This window comes from Parvibaculum sp. (assembly GCF_045863935.1).
In the GTDB taxonomy this organism is placed as follows: Bacteria; Pseudomonadota; Alphaproteobacteria; order Parvibaculales; family Parvibaculaceae; genus Parvibaculum.
In genome coordinates this window covers 63,011-84,272 of record NZ_BTVP01000005.1, presented here as the reverse complement: position 1 = coordinate 84,272, position 21,262 = coordinate 63,011, and the positions used below count along the sequence as shown (strand labels likewise).

General features: G+C 64.0%; 22 protein-coding genes. 13 read left to right on the top strand and 9 right to left on the bottom strand.

Features of this window, described 5'->3' with window-relative positions:
- Positions 1–10 precede the first annotated feature (10 nt).
- From ACKUUH_RS03665 to ACKUUH_RS03655, 3 genes are read left to right on the top strand one after another with little or no spacing between them, the layout of a single operon-like run.
- Positions 11–1,321, top strand: coding sequence for a 3-deoxy-D-manno-octulosonic acid transferase (locus ACKUUH_RS03665; protein WP_407948504.1), 1,311 nt, complete (start codon positions 11–13; stop codon positions 1,319–1,321).
- Positions 1,314–2,342, top strand: a complete 1,029-nt coding sequence (gene lpxK / locus ACKUUH_RS03660; protein ID WP_407948503.1) for a tetraacyldisaccharide 4'-kinase — start codon at positions 1,314–1,316, stop codon at positions 2,340–2,342. Before ACKUUH_RS03665 ends, lpxK begins: the two co-directional genes overlap by 8 nt.
- A gap of 50 nt (positions 2,343–2,392) precedes the next feature.
- Positions 2,393–3,304 (top strand): lysophospholipid acyltransferase family protein, encoded by a 912-nt coding sequence (locus ACKUUH_RS03655; protein WP_407948502.1) that lies wholly within the window; start codon positions 2,393–2,395, stop codon positions 3,302–3,304.
- Here the strand turns inward: ACKUUH_RS03655 and ACKUUH_RS03650 are convergent.
- Genes ACKUUH_RS03650 through xseA form a run of 3 tightly spaced genes read right to left on the bottom strand, consistent with a single transcriptional unit; the run spans position 3,301 to position 5,847 of the window.
- Positions 3,301–4,149 (bottom strand): M23 family metallopeptidase, encoded by an 849-nt coding sequence (locus ACKUUH_RS03650; protein ID WP_407948501.1) that lies wholly within the window; start codon positions 4,147–4,149, stop codon positions 3,301–3,303. The two genes, ACKUUH_RS03655 and ACKUUH_RS03650, sit on opposite strands and share 4 nt — an antisense overlap.
- Complete coding sequence (locus tag ACKUUH_RS03645) at positions 4,149–4,367, bottom strand: DUF2093 domain-containing protein (RefSeq protein ID WP_407948500.1); 219 nt, start codon at positions 4,365–4,367, stop codon at positions 4,149–4,151. The genes ACKUUH_RS03650 and ACKUUH_RS03645 overlap by 1 nt, the downstream gene beginning before the upstream one ends.
- A gap of 46 nt (positions 4,368–4,413) precedes the next feature.
- On the bottom strand, positions 4,414–5,847 hold the full coding sequence (gene xseA, locus ACKUUH_RS03640; RefSeq protein WP_407948499.1) for an exodeoxyribonuclease VII large subunit: 1,434 nt from the start codon (positions 5,845–5,847) through the stop codon (positions 4,414–4,416).
- 118 nt (positions 5,848–5,965) lie between these two features.
- On the opposite strand from xseA, the gene purD reads away from it, so the two are divergent.
- From purD to ACKUUH_RS03625, 3 genes are all read left to right on the top strand, one after another.
- Positions 5,966–7,249 carry a phosphoribosylamine--glycine ligase gene (gene purD, locus ACKUUH_RS03635; RefSeq protein WP_407948498.1) on the top strand — a complete coding sequence of 428 codons (1,284 nt, stop codon included), beginning with the start codon at positions 5,966–5,968 and terminating at the stop codon, positions 7,247–7,249.
- A 224-nt stretch (positions 7,250–7,473) separates the two neighbouring features.
- The gene (locus ACKUUH_RS03630; protein ID WP_407948497.1) at positions 7,474–8,565 is read left to right on the top strand and encodes a phosphotransferase family protein; all 1,092 of its coding nucleotides are present in this window, start codon (positions 7,474–7,476) and stop codon (positions 8,563–8,565) included.
- Positions 8,566–8,618: 53 nt separating this feature from the next.
- Positions 8,619–9,068 carry a GNAT family N-acetyltransferase gene (locus ACKUUH_RS03625; RefSeq protein ID WP_407948496.1) on the top strand — a complete coding sequence of 150 codons (450 nt, stop codon included), beginning with the start codon at positions 8,619–8,621 and terminating at the stop codon, positions 9,066–9,068.
- 144 nt (positions 9,069–9,212) lie between these two features.
- Here the strand turns inward: ACKUUH_RS03625 and ACKUUH_RS03620 are convergent, their stop codons facing one another.
- Positions 9,213–10,367 (bottom strand): 6-phosphofructokinase, encoded by a 1,155-nt coding sequence (locus tag ACKUUH_RS03620; protein WP_407948494.1) that lies wholly within the window; start codon positions 10,365–10,367, stop codon positions 9,213–9,215.
- Positions 10,368–10,589: 222 nt separating this feature from the next.
- Here ACKUUH_RS03620 and ACKUUH_RS03615 point away from each other — a divergent pair, with 222 nt between their 5' ends.
- Positions 10,590–11,762 (top strand): Gfo/Idh/MocA family protein, encoded by a 1,173-nt coding sequence (locus ACKUUH_RS03615; protein ID WP_407948493.1) that lies wholly within the window; start codon positions 10,590–10,592, stop codon positions 11,760–11,762.
- Positions 11,763–11,870: 108 nt separating this feature from the next.
- Here the strand turns inward: ACKUUH_RS03615 and ACKUUH_RS03610 are convergent, their stop codons facing one another.
- From ACKUUH_RS03610 to ACKUUH_RS03595, 4 genes are all read right to left on the bottom strand, one after another.
- Entirely contained in the window at positions 11,871–12,620 is a 750-nt protein-coding gene (locus tag ACKUUH_RS03610) for a DUF2145 domain-containing protein (RefSeq protein WP_407948492.1), read from the bottom strand.
- A 74-nt stretch (positions 12,621–12,694) separates the two neighbouring features.
- On the bottom strand, positions 12,695–13,036 hold the full coding sequence (locus tag ACKUUH_RS03605) for a hypothetical protein (RefSeq protein ID WP_407948491.1): 342 nt from the start codon (positions 13,034–13,036) through the stop codon (positions 12,695–12,697).
- Positions 13,037–13,130: 94 nt separating this feature from the next.
- On the bottom strand, positions 13,131–13,712 hold the full coding sequence (locus ACKUUH_RS03600; RefSeq protein ID WP_407948490.1) for a TetR/AcrR family transcriptional regulator: 582 nt from the start codon (positions 13,710–13,712) through the stop codon (positions 13,131–13,133).
- Between the two features lie 213 nt (positions 13,713–13,925).
- The gene (locus ACKUUH_RS03595; protein ID WP_407948489.1) at positions 13,926–15,071 is read right to left on the bottom strand and encodes a DSD1 family PLP-dependent enzyme; all 1,146 of its coding nucleotides are present in this window, start codon (positions 15,069–15,071) and stop codon (positions 13,926–13,928) included.
- Between the two features lie 142 nt (positions 15,072–15,213).
- On the opposite strand from ACKUUH_RS03595, the gene ACKUUH_RS03590 reads away from it, so the two are divergent.
- Together ACKUUH_RS03590 and ACKUUH_RS03585 are read left to right on the top strand one after the other, a co-directional pair.
- On the top strand, positions 15,214–15,447 hold the full coding sequence (locus tag ACKUUH_RS03590) for a hypothetical protein (RefSeq protein WP_407948488.1): 234 nt from the start codon (positions 15,214–15,216) through the stop codon (positions 15,445–15,447).
- A 17-nt stretch (positions 15,448–15,464) separates the two neighbouring features.
- Positions 15,465–16,076 (top strand): TetR/AcrR family transcriptional regulator, encoded by a 612-nt coding sequence (locus tag ACKUUH_RS03585; protein ID WP_407948487.1) that lies wholly within the window; start codon positions 15,465–15,467, stop codon positions 16,074–16,076.
- Here the strand turns inward: ACKUUH_RS03585 and aat are convergent.
- Positions 16,073–16,939 carry a leucyl/phenylalanyl-tRNA--protein transferase gene (gene aat, locus ACKUUH_RS03580; protein ID WP_407948486.1) on the bottom strand — a complete coding sequence of 289 codons (867 nt, stop codon included), beginning with the start codon at positions 16,937–16,939 and terminating at the stop codon, positions 16,073–16,075. The genes ACKUUH_RS03585 and aat overlap by 4 nt on opposite strands.
- A gap of 74 nt (positions 16,940–17,013) precedes the next feature.
- Here aat and ACKUUH_RS03575 point away from each other — a divergent pair, with 74 nt between their 5' ends.
- The 4 genes from ACKUUH_RS03575 to ACKUUH_RS03560 all read left to right on the top strand — a co-directional run bounded on the left by ACKUUH_RS03575 (position 17,014) and on the right by ACKUUH_RS03560 (position 21,260).
- Positions 17,014–17,748: a hypothetical protein gene (locus ACKUUH_RS03575; protein ID WP_407948485.1), complete on the top strand. Its 735-nt coding sequence runs from the start codon at positions 17,014–17,016 to the stop codon at positions 17,746–17,748.
- Between the two features lie 149 nt (positions 17,749–17,897).
- Positions 17,898–18,215 (top strand): co-chaperone GroES, encoded by a 318-nt coding sequence (gene groES / locus ACKUUH_RS03570; protein WP_407948484.1) that lies wholly within the window; start codon positions 17,898–17,900, stop codon positions 18,213–18,215.
- A gap of 89 nt (positions 18,216–18,304) precedes the next feature.
- Entirely contained in the window at positions 18,305–19,957 is a 1,653-nt protein-coding gene (gene groL, locus ACKUUH_RS03565; RefSeq protein ID WP_407948483.1) for a chaperonin GroEL, read from the top strand.
- A gap of 121 nt (positions 19,958–20,078) precedes the next feature.
- Complete coding sequence (locus ACKUUH_RS03560) at positions 20,079–21,260, top strand: acyl-CoA dehydrogenase family protein (protein WP_407948482.1); 1,182 nt, start codon at positions 20,079–20,081, stop codon at positions 21,258–21,260.
- Positions 21,261–21,262 lie beyond the last annotated feature (2 nt).

The following is a 21,262-nucleotide window of genomic DNA, read 5'->3' as shown; positions in this document are numbered from 1 at the left end:
GTTTTCAGACATGACGGCAAAGGCGCCCTCCCCTGGCCTCTTCCTCTACCGGACGATGACGCGCGCCGTCGCGCCGCTCGTGCCGCTTCTTCTCCGCCGTCGCGAGGCGCGCGGCAAGGAAGACCCGGCGCGTCTTTCCGAACGCTTCGGCATTCCCTCGCGCGCGCGCGCCGACGGCCCGCTCGTCTGGCTGCATGGCGCCAGCGTCGGCGAATCCCTCTCCATCCTGCCGCTTGCCGGCCGCCTTCTCGCCGCCACGCCGGGGCTTCACATCCTCGTCACCACCGGCACCGTCACCTCTGCAACGCTCATGGCCGAGCGGCTGCCCGCCGGGGCCTTCCATCAATATGTGCCGCTCGATCATCCCGATTATTGCGCGCGCTTTCTCGATTACTGGCGGCCCGACCTTGCTGTGTGGATCGAGTCCGAATTCTGGCCGAACCTCATCATGGCGGCGCACCGGCGCGGCATTCCGCTCGCCCTCGTCAATGCGCGCATCACCGCACGCTCCGCGCATAACTGGCGGCACGCGCCCGCCTTCATCGCCGGCCTCCTGTCGCGCTTCAGCCTCATCATGGCGCAGGACCGCGCCTCCGCCGCGCGGTTGCGCGAACTCGGCGCGGAACAGGTCCTCGAGCCCGGCAATCTGAAACACGATGCGCCGATGCTTTCGCGCGACGAGGCGGAAGTCGCGCGCCTCAAAGCGGCGATCGGCGAACGTCCCGTCTGGGTCGCGACCAACACGCATGAAGGCGAGGAGCGCGCGGCGGGCGAGGTTCATGCCGCACTCGCGGGCGAGCATCCCGGCCTCCTTACCATCATCGTGCCGCGCCACCCCACGCGCGGTTCCGCCATCGCGGCGGAGCTCGCCGCCATGGGACTTGCCGTCGCACGCCGCTCGGCAGGCGAGGCGATCTCTCCCGCCACCCAGATCTATCTGGCCGACACGCTCGGCGAAGTCGGCCTCTTCTACTCCCTGTCGGGCATCGTTTTCGTCGGCGGCACTTTCGATGAAACGGGCGGCCACAATCCCTTCGAGGCGGCGCGCTTCGGCTGCGCGCTTCTTGCCGGACCCTCCGATTTCAATTTCGCCGAAGCCTTTGCCGGTTTCGAAGGCGCGGGCGCCATGCGTCGCGTCGCGGACGTCGCCGATCTTGCCGGCGCGGTCCGCCGTCTCCTTGGCGACGAAACGGAGCGCAAGCGCATGGGCGCAGCGGCAATGCGGTTCGCCAGCGAGGATAGCGGCGCGACGGATCGCACGCTCGCCGCGCTCGCCGCTCTCCTGCCCGCGGGCGGCGAAGGGATGGCCGGTCATGCGTGAGCCTTCTTTCTGGTATCCCGCCCGCCGCGGCTCGACGCCTCTCGCCGCGCGGCTTCTTTCGCCCGCCGGATTTCTTTACGGCCTCGCGGGCCGCGTGCGCCGCGCGAACACGAAGCCCGAACGCGCCGCCGTTCCGGTCATCTGCATCGGCAACATCACGGCGGGGGGTACCGGCAAGACGCCGCTCGCCCTCACCCTTGCGGAGCGGCTCATCGCGCGCGGCGAGAAGGTCCACTTTCTGACGCGCGGCTATGGCGGCCGCGAGGTCGGGCCGATCCGCGTCGATCCCGCGCATCACGGCGCCGAAGATGTAGGCGACGAACCGCTTCTTCTCGCGGCGGCGGCACCGACCTGGGTTGCCGCGAACAGGCCCGAAGGGGCGGCGGCGGCAGTGCGCGGCGGCGCCGGTCTCATCCTCATGGATGACGGCTTCCAGAACCCGTCTCTCGCCAAGGACTTCTCGATTCTCGTTGTCGATGCCGCGACCGGGCTCGGCAATGGACGCCTCATTCCCGCCGGCCCGCTTCGGGAAAACATGGCGGATGCGCTCTCGCGCGCCAATGCGCTCGTCCTCACGGGGAGAGGCCATGCAGGCGACGGTATCGCCGCGCGGGCACGAGCGCGCGGTACGCCCGTCTTCAAGGCGATCGTGCGCCCCTCCGCGCCGTCCGATTTCGGAGAAGGACCCTATCTCGCCTTTGCGGGCATCGGACGGCCGGAAAAATTCTTCACGACGCTGCGGGAGATGAGTGTCGAACTCGCCGATACCGTTTCGTTTCCCGACCATCACGTCTTCCGCGAGAGCGACGCGCTGCGCCTCCTCGTCCGCGCCCGCGAACTTGGCGCCCGTCTCGTCACGACGGAGAAGGACGCGGCCCGCTTCACGCATGCGCCCGCCGCAAGTGCCCGCGCGCGGCTGGCAGCGGCTGCGGCGGTCCTGCCCGTCCGTGCGCTCGTCGGCGATATCGACGGACTCATGGCCCAAATCTCCGACGCCGTGGCACGCGCCAGGCGGCGCTGAAGCTGCTATAAGCCTGACACTGTTACAACGACGAGAACCGACTCAAGGGTATGGCCCGCAAAGGGAAGTTCCTGCATCTCCTCGAATATTCGGCGCTGAAGGTGACCGTTGCCTTCTTCGGCTCGATGAATGTCGACCGCGCCTCCGACGTCGGCGGCTGGCTCGGGCGGAGAATCGGTCCACGTCTGTCCTTCACCAACAGGGCGCGCAACAATATCGCCCTTGCGATGCCGGAGCTCTCGGCGGAGGAACGCGAGCGCATCGTCGTCGACATGTGGGACAATCTCGGCCGCACCATTGCGGAGTATGCGCATCTCGAGGTCTTCGCGAGGCCGGAGGAACGCCACCGCATCGACGTCGTGCATGCGGAAACGCTGCGCGCGCTGGCCGCGTCGGACAATGGCGGCATCGTCATCTCGGGCCACTTCGCGAACTGGGAAATCCTTCCCGTCGCTATGCAGTTCGAGAACCTGGAAGGCGGCGAAGTCTACCGGCATGCGAACAATCCATACGTCAATAAATGGATGATCGGCCTGCGCGAGCGCGTTACGCAGGCGGTGCAGGTGCCGAAAGGCGGCCCCGGCGCGCGCACGCTCGTGAAGCTGCTCCGCGAAGACAAGTTCGTCGCCATGCTCGTCGACCAGAAGATGAATGACGGCATCGAAGCTAAGCTCTTCGGTCACCGCGCCATGACGACCGGCGCACCGGCGGGACTTGCCGTGCGCTACAATGCGCCGATATTTTCCGCCTGCGTCGAGCGTGTGAAGGGCGCGCATTTCCGCGTCACCGTTTACGATCCGATCACGGCGCGGCCCGGTGCCGACGCCTTCGAGGACGTCATGCGCATCACCCAGGAGCTCAACGATTTTCTCGAGGCGCGCATCCGCGAACGCCCGCATGAATGGCTCTGGCTCCACAATCGCTGGACGAAGCAGAGGCAGACGCGACCGCGGAGGCGCTAGTTTCCGCCGGTGGCGGCCGTCTCCTTCGGCATCGGTCCGACGAGCAGTTGCGGGTCGAGCCAGGCGCCGCGCCAATAGATGCCCCAATGGAGATGCGGCCCCGTCGCGCGGCCCGTGCCGCCGACCGCGCCAATGATGTCGCCCTGCTCGACGCGGTCGCCCGTCTTCACATCGACGCGGCTCATATGCATGGTGAGCGTCGTCACACCCTGGCCGTGATCGAGAAAGACGAGCCCGCCTTCGAAATACATGTCGGTGTCAGCCAGCGTCACCACGCCGCCTGCGGGCGCGCGGATCGGCGTGCCCGTGGGCGCCGCGACATCGACGCCGTAATGCGGGCGGCGCGGCTCGCCATTGTAATAGCGCTGCGAACCGAAGACGCCGGAGATCGGCCCCGTCGCCGGCCAGATGAAGTCTTGCGCGAACCAGCTTCCCCCGGCGCGAGTCTTGCGCGCTTCGTCTTTCAGCTTCGTGGCCCGCGCGATCGCCTCCATGGCCTCGGGCGGCGGCGAGACATATTTCTGCGGCACGCCCTCGACGCGCTGGATCTGCCATTCGCGCTGCGCGACGGCGAGCGAGCGCGTCTCCGTGCCGCCGTCCGGATAGACGACACGCAGCGTCGCGGCGGGCTTCTGGTCGCGGTCGAAGCCGATGGCGAAAACGCCGTCCGCGTCCACATCGAGCATCATGCCATCGAGCGAGACCTGTGCGCCCGGCACGGTGCGGCCGACCGCGAGCCCGCCCTGCACCATGTTGCCGGAGAGTTCGAGCGTGTCTGCGAATGCCGGAACGGAAAGAAAAAGGAAGCTTGCGAGAAGCCCGAGGAGGCGCTTGCGGATGCGCATCAGCCGGCAATCCCCTTTTCGCGCATGCGCTTCAGCGAGGCTTCCGGCGTCGCATAAGGCTCCTGCAGGTCGACATTCCAGTAGCGCAGTTCGTCGAGCGGAATACGCACGCCCGTCACCGCGCATGTCACATAGCTGCCCGGCCGCACGATATGGAATTCCCCGTCGCCATAGACGAGTTCCGCTTCGCCGCTGCCGGGCCTGTCGATCCTGTTCATACGCATAACCTCTTTTGGCGCACTCTAGCCCGTCGCGCGCTTCCGATCAAAGAAGAGTCCCCTGCTTGCCGTTACCTTTTCCCGCCGCCGCCTTCTTCTGCGGCTGCGGCTTCGGTGCGCCGCCGGGTGCCACCACGGCGCCGAGGTGTCCGTCGGCGAATTCGATATCGAGCGCATCGCCCGCGTTCTGCCCCGCCGCCATGCGGACCGGCCTGCCCTCCGCATCGCGCACCACGGCGTAACCGCGCTTCAGCACGCCATGATAGGAGTAGCTTTCCAGCAGCTTTCCCGCGCCGTCGAGCCGGCGCGCGAGGTCGCCGAGATGGCGCGCTTCCGCCCGCGACAGCCTTTCCAGAAGCTGCGGCAGCGACTTGCGCTCGGCCGCGATCTTCTGCCGGATCGGCCGGCCGGAGAGCCTGCCCTCGATGCGGTGGAAGGCGGCGCCCTTCACCTCCGTTGCGCGGATGAGCGCGCGGCCAAGCTTGTCGGCCGCATTGTCGAAACGCTGGCGCGGCAGCGCGACGAGATCGGCAAGCTTCGGCAGGCCGCGCGAAAGCCCTGTGAGCCGCGTGCGGCAGTCCTCGACGAGCCGCGCCTGGCCGCGCATGAGCCGCGTTCCCTTGTCGCTCACATCGGCGATGAGGTCGCTTCGCACCGGCACGGCCATTTCGGCGGCCGCCGTCGGCGTCGGCGCGCGGCGGTCGGCGGCGAAGTCGATCAGCGTCGTATCCGTCTCGTGGCCCACCGCCGAGATGAGCGGGATCTCGCTTGCCGCCGCGGCGCGCACCACGATCTCCTCATTGAACGGCCACAGGTCCTCGATCGAGCCGCCGCCCCGCGCGACGATCAGCACGTCCGGCCTGGGCAGCGCGCCGCCCGTCTCCATCGCGTTGAAGCCCTCAATGGCGGCGGCGACTTCGGCGGCGCTCGTCTCGCCCTGCACGCGCACCGGCCAGACGATCACGCGGCGCGGAAAGCGGTCCTGCAGGCGGTGGAGAATGTCGCGAATCACGGCGCCGGTCGGGCTCGTCACCACGCCGATCGTCTCCGGCAGAAAGGGCAGCGGCCTCTTCCGCTCCGTCGCGAAAAGCCCCTCGGCCATGAGCTTCTTGCGCCGCTCTTCCAGCAGCGCCATCAGCGCGCCCACGCCCGCCGGCTCCAGATGTTCGATCACGATCTGGTATTTGGAGCTTCCGGGATAGGTCGTGAGCTTTCCCGTCGCGATCACCTCCATGCCCTCTTCGGGCTTGAAGCGGAGCTTCTGGAAGGCGCCGCGCCAGACCACGGCGTCGATCCGCGCCTTGTCGTCCTTCAACCCGAAATAGCAATGGCCGGAGGAATGGGGCCCGCGATAGCCGGTGATCTCGCCGCGCACGCGGACATGGCCGAACGTCTCCTCCACCGTCCGCTTCAGCGCGAAGGAAATCTCGCTGACGGAAAATTCGTGAGCGTTGTTGGCGGCGCTTTCCGGAGGGGTCATAAGGATCTTTCGCGGTCTGGCGGGCGGGTCTGCGCGCCGGTTTGCCGGAGCGGGACCCCATGTTACAAGGGACCCCTTCGCGCCCCAACCCTTCGATGGGAAAGAAACGGCAACCCGAATGAATATCCTCGTCATCGGCTCCGGCGGCCGGGAACACGCTCTGTGCTGGGCCATCGCCAGAAGCCCGGAATGCGGCACTCTCTATTGCGCGCCCGGCAATGGCGGCATCGCGCAGGTCGCCGAATGCGTCCCCCTCTCCGCGCATGATTTCGACGCGATCGTCGGCTTTGTCCGCGAAAAGGACATCGGCTTTGTCGTGGTCGGGCCTGAGGATCCGCTGGTGAAGGGCCTTGTCGACCGGCTGGACGCGGAAGGCATCGCAAGCTTCGGGCCGACCGCAAAAGCCGCCCGGCTCGAAGGCTCCAAGGGCTTCACGAAAGACCTCTGCGCCGAATATGGCATCCCGACCGCCGCCTATGGCCGCTTCTCGGATTCCGCCGCCGCCAAGGCCTTCATCGCCGCGAAGGGCGTTCCCATCGTCGTCAAGGCGGATGGGCTTGCCGCCGGCAAGGGCGTCATCATCGCAATGACGCTTGCCGAGGCCGAGACCGCCATCGACAGCATTCTCGGCGGCCGCTTCGGTCATGCGGGCGCGGAAGTCGTGATCGAGGAATTCCTCGAAGGCGAGGAGGCGAGCTTCTTTGCCCTTTGCGACGGCACGCATGTGCGCGCGCTCGTCACCGCGCAGGATCACAAGCGCGTCTTCGACAATGACGAAGGCCCGAACACGGGCGGCATGGGCGCCTATTCGCCCGCGCCCGTCATGACGCCCGAACTCTCCGCGCGCGTGATGAAGGAAATCGTCGAGCCCACCGTCCGCGCCATGCGCGACAAGGGCACGCCCTACAAGGGCGTCCTTTATGCGGGCCTGATGATCGCGAAGTCGGGGCCGCAGCTCATCGAATACAATGCGCGCTTCGGCGATCCCGAAACCCAGGTGCTGATGATGCGTCTCGCGTCCGATGTCGTGCCGATGCTCATGGCCTGCCATGACGGCACGCTCGACAAGGCCGACATACGCTGGACGGACGAGGTCGCGCTCACCGTCGTCATGGCCGCTGCCGGTTATCCGGGCGACTATCGCAAGAACACCGAAATCAAGGGTCTCTCCGGCGCGGCCGCACTCGACCATGTACAGATTTTCCATGCCGGCACGAAGGCCGAGGGCGGCCACATCTTTGCGACGGGCGGGCGCGTGCTGAACGTCACCGCCACGGGCGCAACGACGGCCGAGGCGCAGGCGCGCGCCTATGAGGCCATCACGAAGATCGACTGGCCGGAAGGCTTCTGCCGCCGCGACATCGGCTACCGCGCCATCGAGCGCGAAAAGCAGAGCGCGTGAGGGAATGAGGGCAAGGCTTTTCTCAGACCTTTCCCTCAGTCGTCATGACCCGCTTTATGCGGGTCATCCACGTCTTTGCTGCATTGCGTTGAAGAAAGACGTGGATGGCCCGCCAAGAAATTCCAAAGGAGGGCCGGGCCATGACGGAATTGGTTGATGCGGGAACATCGCCGAAGCGCGGAACAAAAGACTACGGAATAAACAATACGGGGAGTGAAACGAAGATGAGCGAAACGGAAGCAAGCCGCCAGGAGCAGTTCTCCGGCACGAAGGACGTGGCCGGCAGCCACAAGTTCGACGAGAAGCGCCTCGAAGACTACATGGCCGCTCATGTCGAAGGCTTCGAAGGTCCGCTCACCGTCCGCCAGTTCAAGGGCGGACAGTCGAACCCCACCTATCAGCTCGTCACGCCGAAGCGGAAATATGTGCTCCGCCGCAAGCCGCCGGGGAAGCTCCTTCCCTCCGCCCATGCGGTCGACCGTGAATACAAGGTCATCACCGCGCTCGGCACGACCGGCTTTCCCGTGCCGCGCACTTATTGTCTGTGTGAGGACGACAGCGTCATCGGCACCATGTTCTACATCATGGACATGGTGGAAGGCCGTGTGCTCTGGGAGCCGCTGATGCCCGCCCAGGACAAGGAGACGCGCTGGAAAATCTACGCATCGCTCAACGAGACGATGGCCCGCCTCCACACGGTCGATTACGAGAAGATCGGCCTCGGCGATTTCGGCAAGCCCGGAAACTATTTCGCGCGCCAGATTTCGCGCTGGTCGAAGCAATATGTCGCTTCCGAAACCGAAACCATTCCGGAGATGAACCGTCTCATGGAATGGCTGCCGGAGAACGTGCCGCAGGACGACTCCACCTCGATCGTCCATGGCGACTACCGCCTCGACAACACAGTGCTCCATCCCACCGAGCCGAAAGTCATCGCCGTGCTCGACTGGGAGCTGTCGACGCTCGGACATCCGCTCGGCGACTTCACCTACAGTCTCATGCAGTGGGTGATGCCCGGTCAGGGCACCGGCGGCGGCACCGGCTCGATCAAGACGGCCGACCTCAAGTCGCTCGGCATCCCCACCCTTGATGAGTACATCGCCATGTACTGTGAACGGACGAACCGTTCCGGCATCGAAAACCTCGATTTTTATTTTTCGTATAATTTCTTCCGTCTTGCCGGTATCCTGCAGGGAATCGCGGGGCGGGTGAGAGACGGTACGGCATCCAGTGAACATGCGAAGCAGATGGCGGCGAACGTCCGTCCGCTTGCGGAGGAAGCCTGGATCTATGCCCAACGCGCGGGGGCCAAATAGTAAAGAGGCCCCGGGGGGCACCAACAACAAGAAGAAAGTTAACGAGTGAGCGTATGAGTGATACCGAAATCTCCTCCTGGAGCCGCCACGGCTTCGAAATAACCACCGACAAGTCCCGTCTGGACAAGGATTCCATTCTCAAGATGCTCGGCGCGACATACTGGGCGCGCGACGTCTCGCCCGAGGCGCTCTGGACGAGCATCCTGAATTCCCGCGCCTATGGGCTCTACTCGCCGGATGGCGAGCAGGCCGGCTTCGGGCGCATGGTGACGGATATCACGCGCTTTGCCTGGATGAGCGACGTCTACATTCTGCCCGTTCATCGCGGCAACTCGCTTGGCAAGTGGCTCGTGGAGACGATGGTGAACGATCCCGCGCTCGCCTCCGTCACGCGCATCATGCTGTCCACCAACGACGCGCACTCGCTCTATCACCGCTTCGGCTTCAAGATCATCGGCAGCGACGACGAACAAGGCCGCCAGACCATGCAGTTGAAGCGGTAGGGGAAGTTTCCATTCCGTTTCTCTAATTCGTCATGACCCGGCTTGTCCGGGTCATCCACGTCTTTCTGGTATCCGTGGCAAGACGTGGATGGCCCGCATGAAGCGGGCCATGACGCATTTGGCTGGGCCAGAGACAGCCACCCCTCAATACAAATACATCGGCGTGCCCAGCACGCGGGCGATGCGCGGGCGGTAGGCTTGCGCGTCGTAGAAGGCGTCGACATCGACGCGCTTGCGGCCGCTCGCGCAGACATCCGCCGGTACGGTCGCGTAATTGCCGTCGCGCAGTGCCGTCATGAAGCCTGTGCGTCCTTCGGCGATCTCCTGCACGGCGAGCGTGCCGAAACCTTTCGCGACCATCTGGTCGAGCGCGTCGGGAGCGCCCGCGCGCATCAGATAGGCGAGCGACTGCGTGATCGTGTCGATGCCCGTCGCCTTCGTCAGTTCCTCGCCGAGGAGATGGCCGATGCCGCCGAGCCGCTTGCGTCCATATTCGTCGGCCTGGCCGTAGGTCATTTCCTTGCCGCCTTCCACCTTCGCGCCTTCCGACACGACCACCATGGCGTAGCGCGCCGGGTTTTCCATACGGTCGGCGGCGAGGAGTTCGGCCAGCCGCGCCGGGTCGAACGGCACCTCGGCGATGATCGCACGGTCGGCATCGGCGAGGTAGCTCGCCAGCAGCGCCGTCTCGCCCGAATGACGGCCGAAGAGTTCCACCACGGCAATCCGCTCGTGGCTTCCCGTCGAGGTGCGCAGCGCGTTGATATATTCGACCGAGCGCGAGACCGCCGTCGAAAAACCGATGCAGTAATCCGTCCCGAAAACGTCGTTGTCCATCGTCTTGGGGATCGACACCACCTTCATGCCTTCGCGGTGAAGCTGTGCGGCATAGGTCAGCGTGCCGTCGCCGCCGATCGTCACCATCACGTCGATGCCGAGATGCTCGAACACGCGCAGGATGTGCGGCGTCGTATCCACCGTCCCCTTGTCCGAGAGCTTGAATTTCCCTTTCAGGAAATCCGGCAGCTTCTCCTCCACCATCCATTGCGGGTCGGTCCGCGTCGTATGCAGCACGGTGCCGCCCATGCGGTCGATGGTCCGCACGGCTTCGCCGTCGAGCCGCATCAGGTGCTGCTCGCTGCCTTCCGGATCGTCGGGATTGTAGCTCATCGGTCCCGCCCAGCCGCGGCGAAAGCCGATCACCTCCCAGCCGAGTTCATTGGCGCGCCGCGTCACCGCCTTGATGCAGGAATTGAGACCCGGCACGTCGCCGCCGCCGGTGAGGATTCCGATACGCATTTGTGTCTCCGAAGTCTCTTTCGGGCAATACCAAACGTATACGTCATGGCCCGGCTTGTCCGGGCCATCCACGTCTTTCTTGAAGGCGATGCCGTAAAGACGTGGATGACCCGCCTGAAGCGGGTCATGACGGCATTTGGAGGTTAAAGAGTATTTCCGGGCCTCCCATTTCCTCCGGCATCAAGCTAGCCTCCTGCATCCTAACAGCTAGAAATCGCAATCATGAAGACAAGCGGCACTTTCTCCATCGCCGTCGCGGGGCTCGGGCGGCGCATCGCGACCGTCATCCGCAATCTCGCCGCCGCGGCACCCCATATCCGCATCGTCGCCCATGCCGATCCCGCGCCCGTCGGCCGCTCAACGCTCGAAAAGCGCGGGCTCGATGTGGGCGCCGCCTACGCCGATGTCGAGACGATGCTCGCCGCCGAGAAGCCCGATCTCCTGATGGTCGGCTCCCCCAACCACCTGCATCTCGATCACATAAGCGCAGGGCTCGCGGCAGGCGCCCGCGTCTTCAGCGAGAAGCCGGTCGTGCGCACGGAAGAGGAGACATGGGCGCTCGCGCGGCTCCTGCGCGAACATGGGCAGACCTCCGTTCTTGTCGGCCTGGTGCTCCGTTCCTCGCCGCTCGTCGCCGCCGTCACGCGCCGCCTCGGGTCCGGCGGCATCGGCCGCCTCGTCAGCTTCGAAGGCAACGAGCATCTTCATCCCGAGCACGGCGCCTTCCTCATGCGCGACTGGCGCCGCCATCAAGCCCATGGCGGGTCCTTCCTGCTCGACAAATGCTGCCATGATTTCGATCTCTACCGGCTTTTTGCCGGCGCGCTTCCCGCGCGGGTCGCAAGTTTCGGCGGCCGTTCCATCTTCACGCCGGAGAATGAAGCGCTTGGCGAACGCCGCTATGCGGGCGGCGAGGTGCCTTACGAACTCTGGCGCGCGGGCTGGAACGCCGGTGAATGCGTCTTTCGTTCCGATGCCGATGTCGCGGACAATCAGACCGCTCTCATCGAATACGAGAACGGCGTGCGCCTGTCCTTCCACGCCAACACCCATGCGGGCATCCTTCAGCGCCGCTGGTATTTCGCAGGGACCGATGGTGCGATGGAAGCCGATCTCGTGACCAACCGCCTCACCTTCCGCGATGCGCTCGGCACGAGCGATCCGCAGACGGAGGAATTTCCCGCCAGCATCGAGGGCCATTACGGTTCGGATGAGCAGATGGGCCGCCACCTCGCCGCCCATCTCCTCGACGGCGCGCCCTTCCCCGTCCAGGTCTACGACGCGATGGTCGCCGGCCTCACCGTCATGGCCGCCGACCGCGCCATGCGCGAAGGCAGCGTCGTCGACTGCCGCCCGATGTGGGAAAGGCTCGAGAAGGAACTGCGAGGCCGATAAGCACTCCCACCCTCCCCTTGAGGGAAGGAAGGAACCAGGGCGCGGGCGACACGGAAAAGGCCCGGACATTTCCGTCCGGGCCTTGCGCATTCCTTCCGCCTGCTTCCGTCAGAGCGCAACTTGTTTCTCCACGACGCCCTCTTCCGTCACTTCCAGCACGGCCTGCGCCATGCCGTAGGTCGTGGGGAAGCGGGCAATCGAGTCGAAGGTCGAGGTCTTCAGCGGTCCGCCCTTGTGATCGGCGGTGGCAAATCCGTCCACGAAGATCGAACCCACGACCCGGGTGATGCCCGAGAGCTTCACCGTCTGCGGCTCGTAATGGGCGCGCAGATGCCGCGTGATTTCCGCCCGGTCATCCGTGCCATAGATCGCCGCCACCAGCACGCTCATCACGAAGTTGGTGCAGTTCTGGTATTGCCAGTCATAGGGATTGGCGACCACGGAGTAAGCCGGCACGTGGAGCTTTTCGTAGGTCTGCGAATTCAGTACCCGGAGGATTTCCGCCTGCACTTCCGGCGTCGGGATCACGATGCCCGTCTTCAGGTCGAAGACCGAGGCGAAGAACTCGGCGGGAAAATCCTGCTTGAGCTCGCTGCGGCCTTCGTCGCCCGCCACCTGGTAGAGATTGTAGACGGCATAGCCATTCACCTTGCGCCCGTCGGCGGCGGTCATTTCCGAATAGACCCAGATGCCGACATGCGTGTAGTCGCCGATGCCGTCGGGCATCTGTTTCGGGTCGCGGCCCATGCGCGAGACGATGGCGACGAGGGCGCCGCGCTGGCCGAGTTCGCGCTCCACCTTCTTTGCGAAGGGGATGACGCGTTCGGGGGTTTCGATCGCGCTCGCGGCAGAACTCATCTGCGCGTTGACGGGGCGGCGGCGAGGCCGAGAAGCATCAGGCCGCAGGCGAAAAGAATGCGCTTCATCATGGTTCAGAGCTCCTCTTCCTTGAGGCGCGCCTTCAGCGCCTTGTCGGGCGCCGGGGTGCCCACGACGGTTTCGGCCGCGATAGGCAGGTTGCGGCAGCCTTTCGTCCGATCACAGATCGTTTTCGATCCGGCGGCCATCATCGAGCCGCCCGCCTGGTGGGCGCTCATGCCCACCAGCGCGACCGGCGCGCCCACCGACACGGCGGCGATCGCCGTGCCCTTCGCCACCGAGTCGCCTACCGCGCCCGAAAAGTCGGCCGAGACTTGCGCGCCCGATCCGCTGTCGGCATGCGCCCCCATCGTGGTGGCGAAAAGAAAAGCTGCTGCAACAAGAAGCGTTCTCATGGTCTGTCTCCTGTTTTTCGAGTTTGATGTGAACACTCACTCACTACTTTACCGGCCGAAATCTTTGTTCTCCCGCCGGCAATTCGAATTCGGGTCAGGGAAGAAGAGCCTTGCGGATCGCCTTCATCACCTCGCCTGCGCGGGGTGCGAGCGGTCCATCGAGTTCGTCGTAAACGATGCCCATGGCGGGCTGCGTGATCATGCCCAGCACGATCTGGGTGTGAAGGTCCGGATCGGCCTCGGCGAGTTCTCCGCTCGCCGTCCCCTCCTTCATCATCTTCAGCATCAGCGTATAGGGCGTCGGCGTGTTCGGCGGCAGTTTCGACTGCCGCCCCGTCTGATAGGTCATCACATAGACCCAGCGCGTCGGGTCCTCATCGAAGAGCCGGTAGAAATGTTCGACCGTCCGTTCGATCCTGTCGAGAATCGGGCCGCTGTCACCCTCCAGGAGAACCAGCGCCCGCGAAAGCGGCATGAAGGTCTCCATGAAAATTTCCGCCGCCAGCGCTTCCTTGCTTTCGAAGTGCCGGTAGATCGTCCCTTCGGCGATCCCCGCCTCCTTCGCGATGTCGCGCGTCGTCGTTTCGGCGATGCCCTGCGACACGAAAAGACGGAGCGACGCATCGGCGATGCGGTCGCGGGTTTTGGAGCCAGGTTTTTCGTTGCGAGTGATCATTCACTCACAATACTGATGAGGACGAGACCGGTCAAGCCCCTTCTTCGTCTCTATCGTGCTTTTTCGGGAAATCGCAGAAATATGGGGATACGCCTCCTCCGGGCAGCGCCTCAGCTACCCGAAAGGGGCTCTTTCACCCTATGTGACGTTTTGATGACATTTCGATGACAGTCGGCCGTTTTCGGGGCCTTTTATCCCCGGTCGGCCCACCCGTCAGGCGCTTCTTCCACGGGCCTCGATCGGCCAGATGTCGACCAGCCGGTCGCCCCTCACGACATGGTAGAAATCGTAGAGGTTCACCGTCGGATCGCAATGCGGCGTCATGGCCGTCAGTACACTGCCTAATGGAAGATGCGCGCCGTCGGGCAGCAGGATGCCGCCCTGCTCGTCGCCGAAGAAGAAATAGCCAGCCCCTTCCGGCGCACCGGAAAGAAGCTTCGGCGGTTCGGCGTCGGTCGAGAAGGATTTGAAGCCGGCATCCGTCGTTGCGAGGTTCTTCGTGTTGTTCGAGACGACCGACATCTGCACGAAGAGCGAGGTCTCGAAGGGAAAACTCGCACCGTTGCCGAGCGCGACGTCATTATACTGCTTGTCCATGAAGATGTAGGAGCCGCCCTGCAACTCGGTCAGCACCGTTGCTTCCGGATCGATGTTGTAGGTTCCCGTCCCGCCGCCGGAAACGATATCGCAGCAAAGGCCCTTTGCTTTCAGCGCGTCGCGCTGCTCGCCGAGCACATTCATCGCGGCCAGCGATTTCTCGCGCCGTTCCGCGAAATCGTGAATGTGCATCAGGTGACCTGCGTAAGCCTGAAGCCCGCGCAGTTCCAGAAACTCCGCGGCGTCGAGCAGTTCGGCAAGATCCGTTGCCTCGTCGCCGGGGCGGATGCCCGTGCGGTGGAGGCCGACATCGAGGTCGACCAGAACCTTCAGCGTGCGCTTTGCTTCGGATGCGGCTGCCGCGAGCGCACGCGCATTGTCGGGGTGGTCGGCGACGACCATGAGGTCCGGGATTTTCGCGTTCAGCGCCATCAGCCGGTCGAGGCCCTGCGCCGTCACGACGGGCGATGTGATGAGGATGCTTCCGATCCCGCCCGCCGCCATCGCTTCCGCTTCGCCGAGCTTGGCGCAGCAGACGCCGAGCGCGCCCGCCGCGATCTGAGCCTTCGCAATCGCAACGGATTTGTGCGTCTTCGCATGGGGCCGGATGAAAAGGCCGTTTACCTTGCAGTGCTCGGCCATGCGCGCCACGTTGCGCTCAAAGGCATCGAGGTCCAGCACCAGCGCCGGCGTCGGGATCAGTGCCCTCGATCCGGGCTCGCCGATCGTCGCCTTCGCTGCCGCCACCGCTTCGCTTGTCATGGGTTTCCCTCGGTAAAATTGTGCGGCGGCATCCTACAGCCCCGGGCGCAATGCACAAATGCCGCAGTATGCAGAGGCTTGAAATTCGGTGCGGCAAAGGTGCTAGAGTGGCCGCGAAGATTTCGAAAGGGGGGGGGTGACCATGGGATCTGTAACGCTATCGGGCATGCTGGTGCTGGCGGCCCTTTCAACGGGAGGGCCGGCGCCGGAAATGAGCAAGAAGCCCGCTTACGAGCAATATGCGCAGGCGACCTGCTCGCTGTCGAACCAGCAGCGCACCGGCGCGCGCAAGATTTGCTACTACGATTGCGGCGGCTCGATGCGCACTCTCGTCGTGCCCGTCGCCAAGACGTGCCCCTTCACGATCAGACGATAGAAGACAGACGAAAGAAAATGTCGAAGGCCCAAAGCAGCGCAGTCGCGCAAAAGACGGCAGGAACGGACAAGCGGGATGTGATCCTCACTTCCGCGCTCGACCTCTTCCGCCACTACGGCTACCGCCGCACCTCGATGGAGGACATCGCGCGTGCGGCCGCCGTCGCCAAGGGCACGCTCTATCTCTACTTCAAGAGCAAGGATGAACTCTTCGAGGCCATCTGCCGCTCGCTCGCCGAGCAGGTTGGAGAGGGCGTAACCAGGGCGGAGGCACTCGACCTGCCGCTCGAACCGAAGCTCACCGCCCTCATGGAGGCGAAGCTCGGTTTCGTCTATCGCTGGATTCTGTCGAGCCCGCACGCGGCGGAGCTTGTCGACAGCGGTTCGCGCCTTTCCGAGGATGTTTTCGGAGCGGTGTATGAGCAGTTCTACAGTGCCGTCCGGCGCCTCGTGCGGGACGGCGTCGCGTCTGGCGAACTCGATCCGAAAGCCGTGGGCCTCACTGAGGAAGCTACGGTCGACGCCCTCATTGCCGCAGCATACGGCGCGGAGAAGGCACCCGATGAAAAGACGTTTCTCGCCCGGCTCACAGCTATCATCAAACTGACGTTGCGCGGCCTCAGAGCCTAACCGGCGCGTTCGGGCTTCCATCCCGCCACGTCGATATCCGGGTCGACCTTCCAGGGCCCCGGCGCGCGGCCGGCATTCTCGTACCGCTTCAAGATGTCGTTGAACTCCGCGCGCGGAATATCGCGCATGCCGAGCGCGGCGAGATGGCCGGTCATGCTCTTGCCGTCGTTCAACACGTAGCCCCAATGCTGCAAGTGGCAGTTCAAGGTAACGAAGGCGACTTTCGATGTGTCGCGTTTTCGTGCGAATTGCGACTCGGTGAAAAAGACGCCGCCGCATGCAACACCGTAGAGGCCGCCCGCGAGTTCGCCTTCTTCGTCCCAGACCTCCACCGAATGCGCGTGTCCTATCTCATGGAGCTTTGCATAGGCTTCCATGAAACGTGGGCCGATCCATGTAAGCGCGTAGCGGCCCGTGCGCGGTTCGGCGCAGCCGCGCATCACCTCGCCAAAGGCCTCGTCGAAGGTCACACGGAACTTTCCTTGCCGAAGTGTGCGGCGAAGGTTCTTCTCGATCCGGCTCTCTTCGAGACAGAGAACGGCGCGCTTCGACGGCGCCCACCATTTGACGGGGCCGACATGACACCACGGAAAAATGCCGCGCCGATAGGCGGCCATCAGCCGTTCGGGTGTCATCGGCCCGCCAATATCAACAAGCCCATCCGGGACGGAGAGAGCCTCCTCCGGCTCTCTCAAGAATTGATTGCCAGACCCGCGGCGCAGCAGTCGTTCAGCCTCGAGCCGCGCAAAGCCAAGCGGGTGCAGCAGCCGTGCCGGCTGTGCCGCATAGGCAAGCGCCAGCGCAAGGTGCAGCGCAGCGTTCGGCGTTTGACGCTCATGCTTAATGTCGGCTGACAGGGCCATTGGCTTCCCGTGGTCTCCATCTTGCTTCGCAGGAAGCAGATCGCTGCGGAAGTGTCACAATTGAGGACTAAGAAATGGTTGAGCTGACGGCGAGCCAAGCGCAACCGCCTTTGGAGGAAAGGATTTTCCACCTGAACCCCTGGCGCTTTGCGGCGGGGCTCTGGGCCGCGTCGCTGACCGTCGTCGCACTCGGGCTGTTCCGGGAGTGGTACGTAACGGCGTTCGGATTCGAGACGATCGCGAAGGATCTGCGTCATCTCGCCTTCAACGCGGAATACTGCCTGCCCGCTTGGTACAGCTCGCTGGTGCTCGTTTTTTCCGCCATCCTCCTCACGATCACCGCACTTTCCGCGGCCCGGGACGGCGAGCGCAACGTCCTCCACTGGGCTCTGCTGGTGCCCATTTTCATCGGGCTGTCGATCGACGAGGCGACGGGTGTCCATGAGATCGTGATCGAGCCGATGCGCAACGGTCTGGACCTGAGCGGCTTCCTTCATTTCGGCTGGGTGATCCCCGGGGCGGTCCTCGTGGCGGCGATCGGGCTCTTGTACCTGCCCTTCCTCCTCGCTCTGCCCTTCCGCACGCGCCTCATGTTCTGCGGGGCGGGCCTTCTCTATGTCGGCGGAGCGCTCGGAATGGAAATCGTCGGCGGCAAGCTCCTCACGGTTTATGGCGAGACGAGTTTCCCTTACCAGGTCGCCTATTGCACTGAGGAGATCATGGAAATCCTGGGTGCCACCCTCTTCGCGGCAAGCCTTCTCGGGCATCTGAAGCGCCGCTTCGGCGGGGCCGTCCTCGTCCTCTCCTGAGCCTTTAAACCCGGGCGGCGCTTGACACTCCGCCTCACAGCGCCTATCTGTCGCGCTGGTGTTGGCACTCACCACTCACGAGTGCTAACAGTACAAAAATTCTCATAAAATTCCGCAACTTAGCGGTTGGGACACAGGAGAAGCCAGAGATGAAGTTCCGTCCTCTGCATGACCGCGTCGTAGTGCGCCGGGTCGAGGAAGAAGCCAAGACCGCCGGCGGCATCATCATTCCGGACACGGCTCAGGAAAAGCCCTCGCAGGGCGAAGTCGTTGCGGTGGGCCCGGGTGCTCGCGGCGATGACGGCAAGATCATCGCGCCGGACGTCAAGACGGGCGATCGCGTGATCTTCGGCAAATGGTCGGGCACCGAGGTCAAGATCGACGGCCAGGACCTGCTGATCATGAAAGAGAGCGACATCATGGGTGTGCTCGAGGGTGGTGCCAAGAAGAAGGCAGCCGCCGAATAAGGCTCGCAACCGGATAACGGCCGCGGGCTTTTTTGTTGAGCCCCTGCGGCCTTCGTTCCGCTTCACGATTTCAGAAGGATCAGAAGAACATGGCTAAGGAAGTCAAATTCGGCCGCAGTGCCCGCGAAAAGATGTTGCGCGGCGTCGACATTCTCGCCGACGCGGTAAAGGTGACGCTGGGTCCGAAGGGCCGCAATGTCGTCATCGACAAGGCCTTCGGTGCGCCCCGCACCACGAAGGACGGCGTGACGGTCGCCAAGGAGATCGAACTCGAAGACAAGTTCGAGAACATGGGCGCGCAGATGGTCAAGGAAGTCGCTTCCAAGACCAACGACACGGCTGGCGACGGCACCACGACGGCGACGGTTCTTACCCAGGCGATCGTACGCGAAGGTGCGAAGTCGGTTGCCGCCGGGATGAACCCGATGGATCTGAAACGCGGCATCGAGATCGCCGTCCGCGCCGCCGTCGAGGACATCACGAAGCGTTCGAAGAAGGTGAAGTCGAACGATGAAGTCGCGCAGGTCGGCACGATTTCCGCGAACGGCGAATCCGAAATCGGCGCCATGATCGCTCAGGCGATGGCGAAAGTCGGCAATGAAGGCGTGATCACGGTCGAAGAAGCGAAGTCGCTCGAGACCGAGCTCGATGTCGTCGAAGGCATGCAGTTCGATCGCGGCTATCTCTCGCCCTACTTCATCACGAACGCCGACAAGATGGTTGCCGAGCTCGACGAGCCGCTCATCCTGCTGCACGAGAAGAAGCTGACGAGCCTGCAGCCGATGCTCCCGGTTCTCGAAGCCGTGGTGCAGTCGGGCCGCCCGCTGCTCATCATCGCGGAAGACATCGAAGGCGAGGCGCTTGCCACGCTCGTGGTCAACAAGCTCCGTGGCGGCCTCAAGGTTGCGGCCGTGAAGGCGCCGGGCTTCGGCGACCGCCGCAAGGCCATGCTCGAGGATCTCGCGATCCTGACGGGCGGCCAGGTTATCTCTGAAGACCTCGGCATCAAACTCGAGTCGGTTACGCTCGACATGCTCGGCAAAGCCAAGCGCGTCACGATCACGAAGGACGACACCACGATCGTCGACGGCTCGGGCAAGAAGAAGGACATCGAAGCCCGCGTCGGCCAGATCAAGCGGCAGATCGAGGAAACGACCTCCGACTACGACAAGGAGAAGCTGCAGGAACGCCTTGCGAAGCTCGCGGGCGGCGTTGCGGTGATCAAGGTCGGCGGTGCCACCGAGGTTGAAGTGAAGGAGCGCAAGGACCGCGTCGACGACGCGCTGAACGCCACCCGCGCCGCGGTCGAAGAAGGCATCGTCCCGGGCGGCGGCACGGCACTGCTGATGGCGTCCAAGGCCGTTGCAAAGCTCCTCGATGACAACCGCGACATCCAGGCGGGCATCAACATCATCCGCAAGGCACTCGAAGCCCCGATCCGCCAGATCGTCGAGAACGCTGGCGTCGAAGGTTCGATCGTCGTGCAGAAGGTGCTCGAGTCGAAGCAGGCCAATTTCGGCTTCGACGCGCAGAAGGAAGAATATTGCGATCTCGTCGCCGCCGGCATCATCGACCCGACCAAGGTCGTGCGCACGGCGCTTCAGGACGCGGCTTCCGTTGCCGGCCTTCTCATCACCACCGAAGCCATGATTGCCGAGAAGCCGAAGGCCGAAGGCAATGCCGGCGGCGGCATGCCCGGTGGCATGGGCGGTATGGGCGGCATGGGCGGCATGGACTTCTAAGAAGTCCCGCCTCTCATCCGAGAGACAAGCGAAGGGCCGGTGGAAACACCGGCCCTTTTGCTTTGGGACGGGCGCCCGCTAGACTGCCGACAACAGAAAATTCAAATCGGGCGGCAGGCAGATGGACTTCTCATTTTCCGACAAGGACGAAGAGTTCCGCATGAAGGTGCGGGACTTCTTCGAGAACGAATATCCGCGCGAGATCGTGGAAAAGATCGCGAGCGGCGCCTCGCCCTCCAAGGAGGACTACCAGCGCTCCGAACGGGCCATGGCCGCGAAGGGCTGGCTTGCCGTCAACTGGCCGAAATCGGCGGGCGGCACCGGCTGGAGCGCCAACGAAAAATACATATTTGACGAAGAGCTCGAACGCGCGGGCGCGCTCAATGTCGTGCCGATGGGCCTCCTCTATGTCGGGCCGGTGATCTACACTTTCGGCACCGAGGAGCAGAAGAAGCGGTGGCTGCCCGGCATTCTCGACAGCACCACTTTCTGGGCACAGGGTTATTCGGAACCGGGCTCCGGTTCCGACCTCGCCTCGCTGCAATGTTCGGCCGTTTCCAATGGCGAGTACTATATCGTCAACGGCACCAAGATCTGGACGAGCCTCGGTCAACATGCCGACTGGATTTTCTGCCTGTTGCGGACTTCCCAAGAAGAGAAGAAGCAGGAAGGCATCACCTTCCTGCTGATCGACATGAAGACGCCAGGCATCACCGTCCATCCGATCATCACCATCGACGGCAAACACTCGCTCAACAGCGTTACCTTCGAGGATGTGCGCGTGCCGAAGGAAAACCGCATCGGCGAGGAAGGTAAGGGCTGGACCTATGCCAACTACCTTCTCGGCCATGAGCGCACCTCTTACGCGCATGTTGCGGGCAAGCGGAAGCAGCTCTGGAACATTCGCGAAGCCGCGCGCGAGCGCGGGCTTCTGGAAGACCCGGCTTTCATCCGTAAACTCGGCGAACTCGAAACCCGGCTCGATACGCTCGAAATCACCGTGTTGCGCACGCTCTCCTCAGTCGCGGAGGGCGGCGCGCCGGGCAACGAGTCCTCGATCCTGAAGATCATTGCGACCGAACTCGCGCAGGACATTACCGAACTTGGCATGGAGGCCTTCGGACCCTATATGCTGCCCGCCTTCCCCGATTCAGTCGCACCAGCGTGGACGGGCAACACCGCCCTTCCCTCGGGCGGCGCGCCCACCGTCGCCGCCTATCTCGGTGCCAGAGCGCAGTCGATCTATGGCGGGTCCAACGAAATCCAGAAGAACATCATCGCGAAGCGGATTTTGGGTTTGTAGGC

Coding starts and splice junctions, on each gene's coding strand:
- ACKUUH_RS03665 (WP_407948504.1), top strand. CDS start 11: ATGACGGCAAAGGCGCCCTCCCCTGGCCTCTTCCTCTACCGGACGATG.
- lpxK (WP_407948503.1), top strand. CDS start 1,314: ATGCGTGAGCCTTCTTTCTGGTATCCCGCCCGCCGCGGCTCGACGCCT.
- ACKUUH_RS03655 (WP_407948502.1), top strand. CDS start 2,393: ATGGCCCGCAAAGGGAAGTTCCTGCATCTCCTCGAATATTCGGCGCTG.
- ACKUUH_RS03650 (WP_407948501.1), bottom strand. CDS start 4,149: ATGCGCATCCGCAAGCGCCTCCTCGGGCTTCTCGCAAGCTTCCTTTTT.
- ACKUUH_RS03645 (WP_407948500.1), bottom strand. CDS start 4,367: ATGAACAGGATCGACAGGCCCGGCAGCGGCGAAGCGGAACTCGTCTAT.
- xseA (WP_407948499.1), bottom strand. CDS start 5,847: ATGACCCCTCCGGAAAGCGCCGCCAACAACGCTCACGAATTTTCCGTC.
- purD (WP_407948498.1), top strand. CDS start 5,966: ATGAATATCCTCGTCATCGGCTCCGGCGGCCGGGAACACGCTCTGTGC.
- ACKUUH_RS03630 (WP_407948497.1), top strand. CDS start 7,474: ATGAGCGAAACGGAAGCAAGCCGCCAGGAGCAGTTCTCCGGCACGAAG.
- ACKUUH_RS03625 (WP_407948496.1), top strand. CDS start 8,619: ATGAGTGATACCGAAATCTCCTCCTGGAGCCGCCACGGCTTCGAAATA.
- ACKUUH_RS03620 (WP_407948494.1), bottom strand. CDS start 10,367: ATGCGTATCGGAATCCTCACCGGCGGCGGCGACGTGCCGGGTCTCAAT.
- ACKUUH_RS03615 (WP_407948493.1), top strand. CDS start 10,590: ATGAAGACAAGCGGCACTTTCTCCATCGCCGTCGCGGGGCTCGGGCGG.
- ACKUUH_RS03610 (WP_407948492.1), bottom strand. CDS start 12,620: ATGAGTTCTGCCGCGAGCGCGATCGAAACCCCCGAACGCGTCATCCCC.
- ACKUUH_RS03605 (WP_407948491.1), bottom strand. CDS start 13,036: ATGAGAACGCTTCTTGTTGCAGCAGCTTTTCTTTTCGCCACCACGATG.
- ACKUUH_RS03600 (WP_407948490.1), bottom strand. CDS start 13,712: ATGATCACTCGCAACGAAAAACCTGGCTCCAAAACCCGCGACCGCATC.
- ACKUUH_RS03595 (WP_407948489.1), bottom strand. CDS start 15,071: ATGACAAGCGAAGCGGTGGCGGCAGCGAAGGCGACGATCGGCGAGCCC.
- ACKUUH_RS03590 (WP_407948488.1), top strand. CDS start 15,214: ATGGGATCTGTAACGCTATCGGGCATGCTGGTGCTGGCGGCCCTTTCA.
- ACKUUH_RS03585 (WP_407948487.1), top strand. CDS start 15,465: ATGTCGAAGGCCCAAAGCAGCGCAGTCGCGCAAAAGACGGCAGGAACG.
- aat (WP_407948486.1), bottom strand. CDS start 16,939: ATGGCCCTGTCAGCCGACATTAAGCATGAGCGTCAAACGCCGAACGCT.
- ACKUUH_RS03575 (WP_407948485.1), top strand. CDS start 17,014: ATGGTTGAGCTGACGGCGAGCCAAGCGCAACCGCCTTTGGAGGAAAGG.
- groES (WP_407948484.1), top strand. CDS start 17,898: ATGAAGTTCCGTCCTCTGCATGACCGCGTCGTAGTGCGCCGGGTCGAG.
- groL (WP_407948483.1), top strand. CDS start 18,305: ATGGCTAAGGAAGTCAAATTCGGCCGCAGTGCCCGCGAAAAGATGTTG.
- ACKUUH_RS03560 (WP_407948482.1), top strand. CDS start 20,079: ATGGACTTCTCATTTTCCGACAAGGACGAAGAGTTCCGCATGAAGGTG.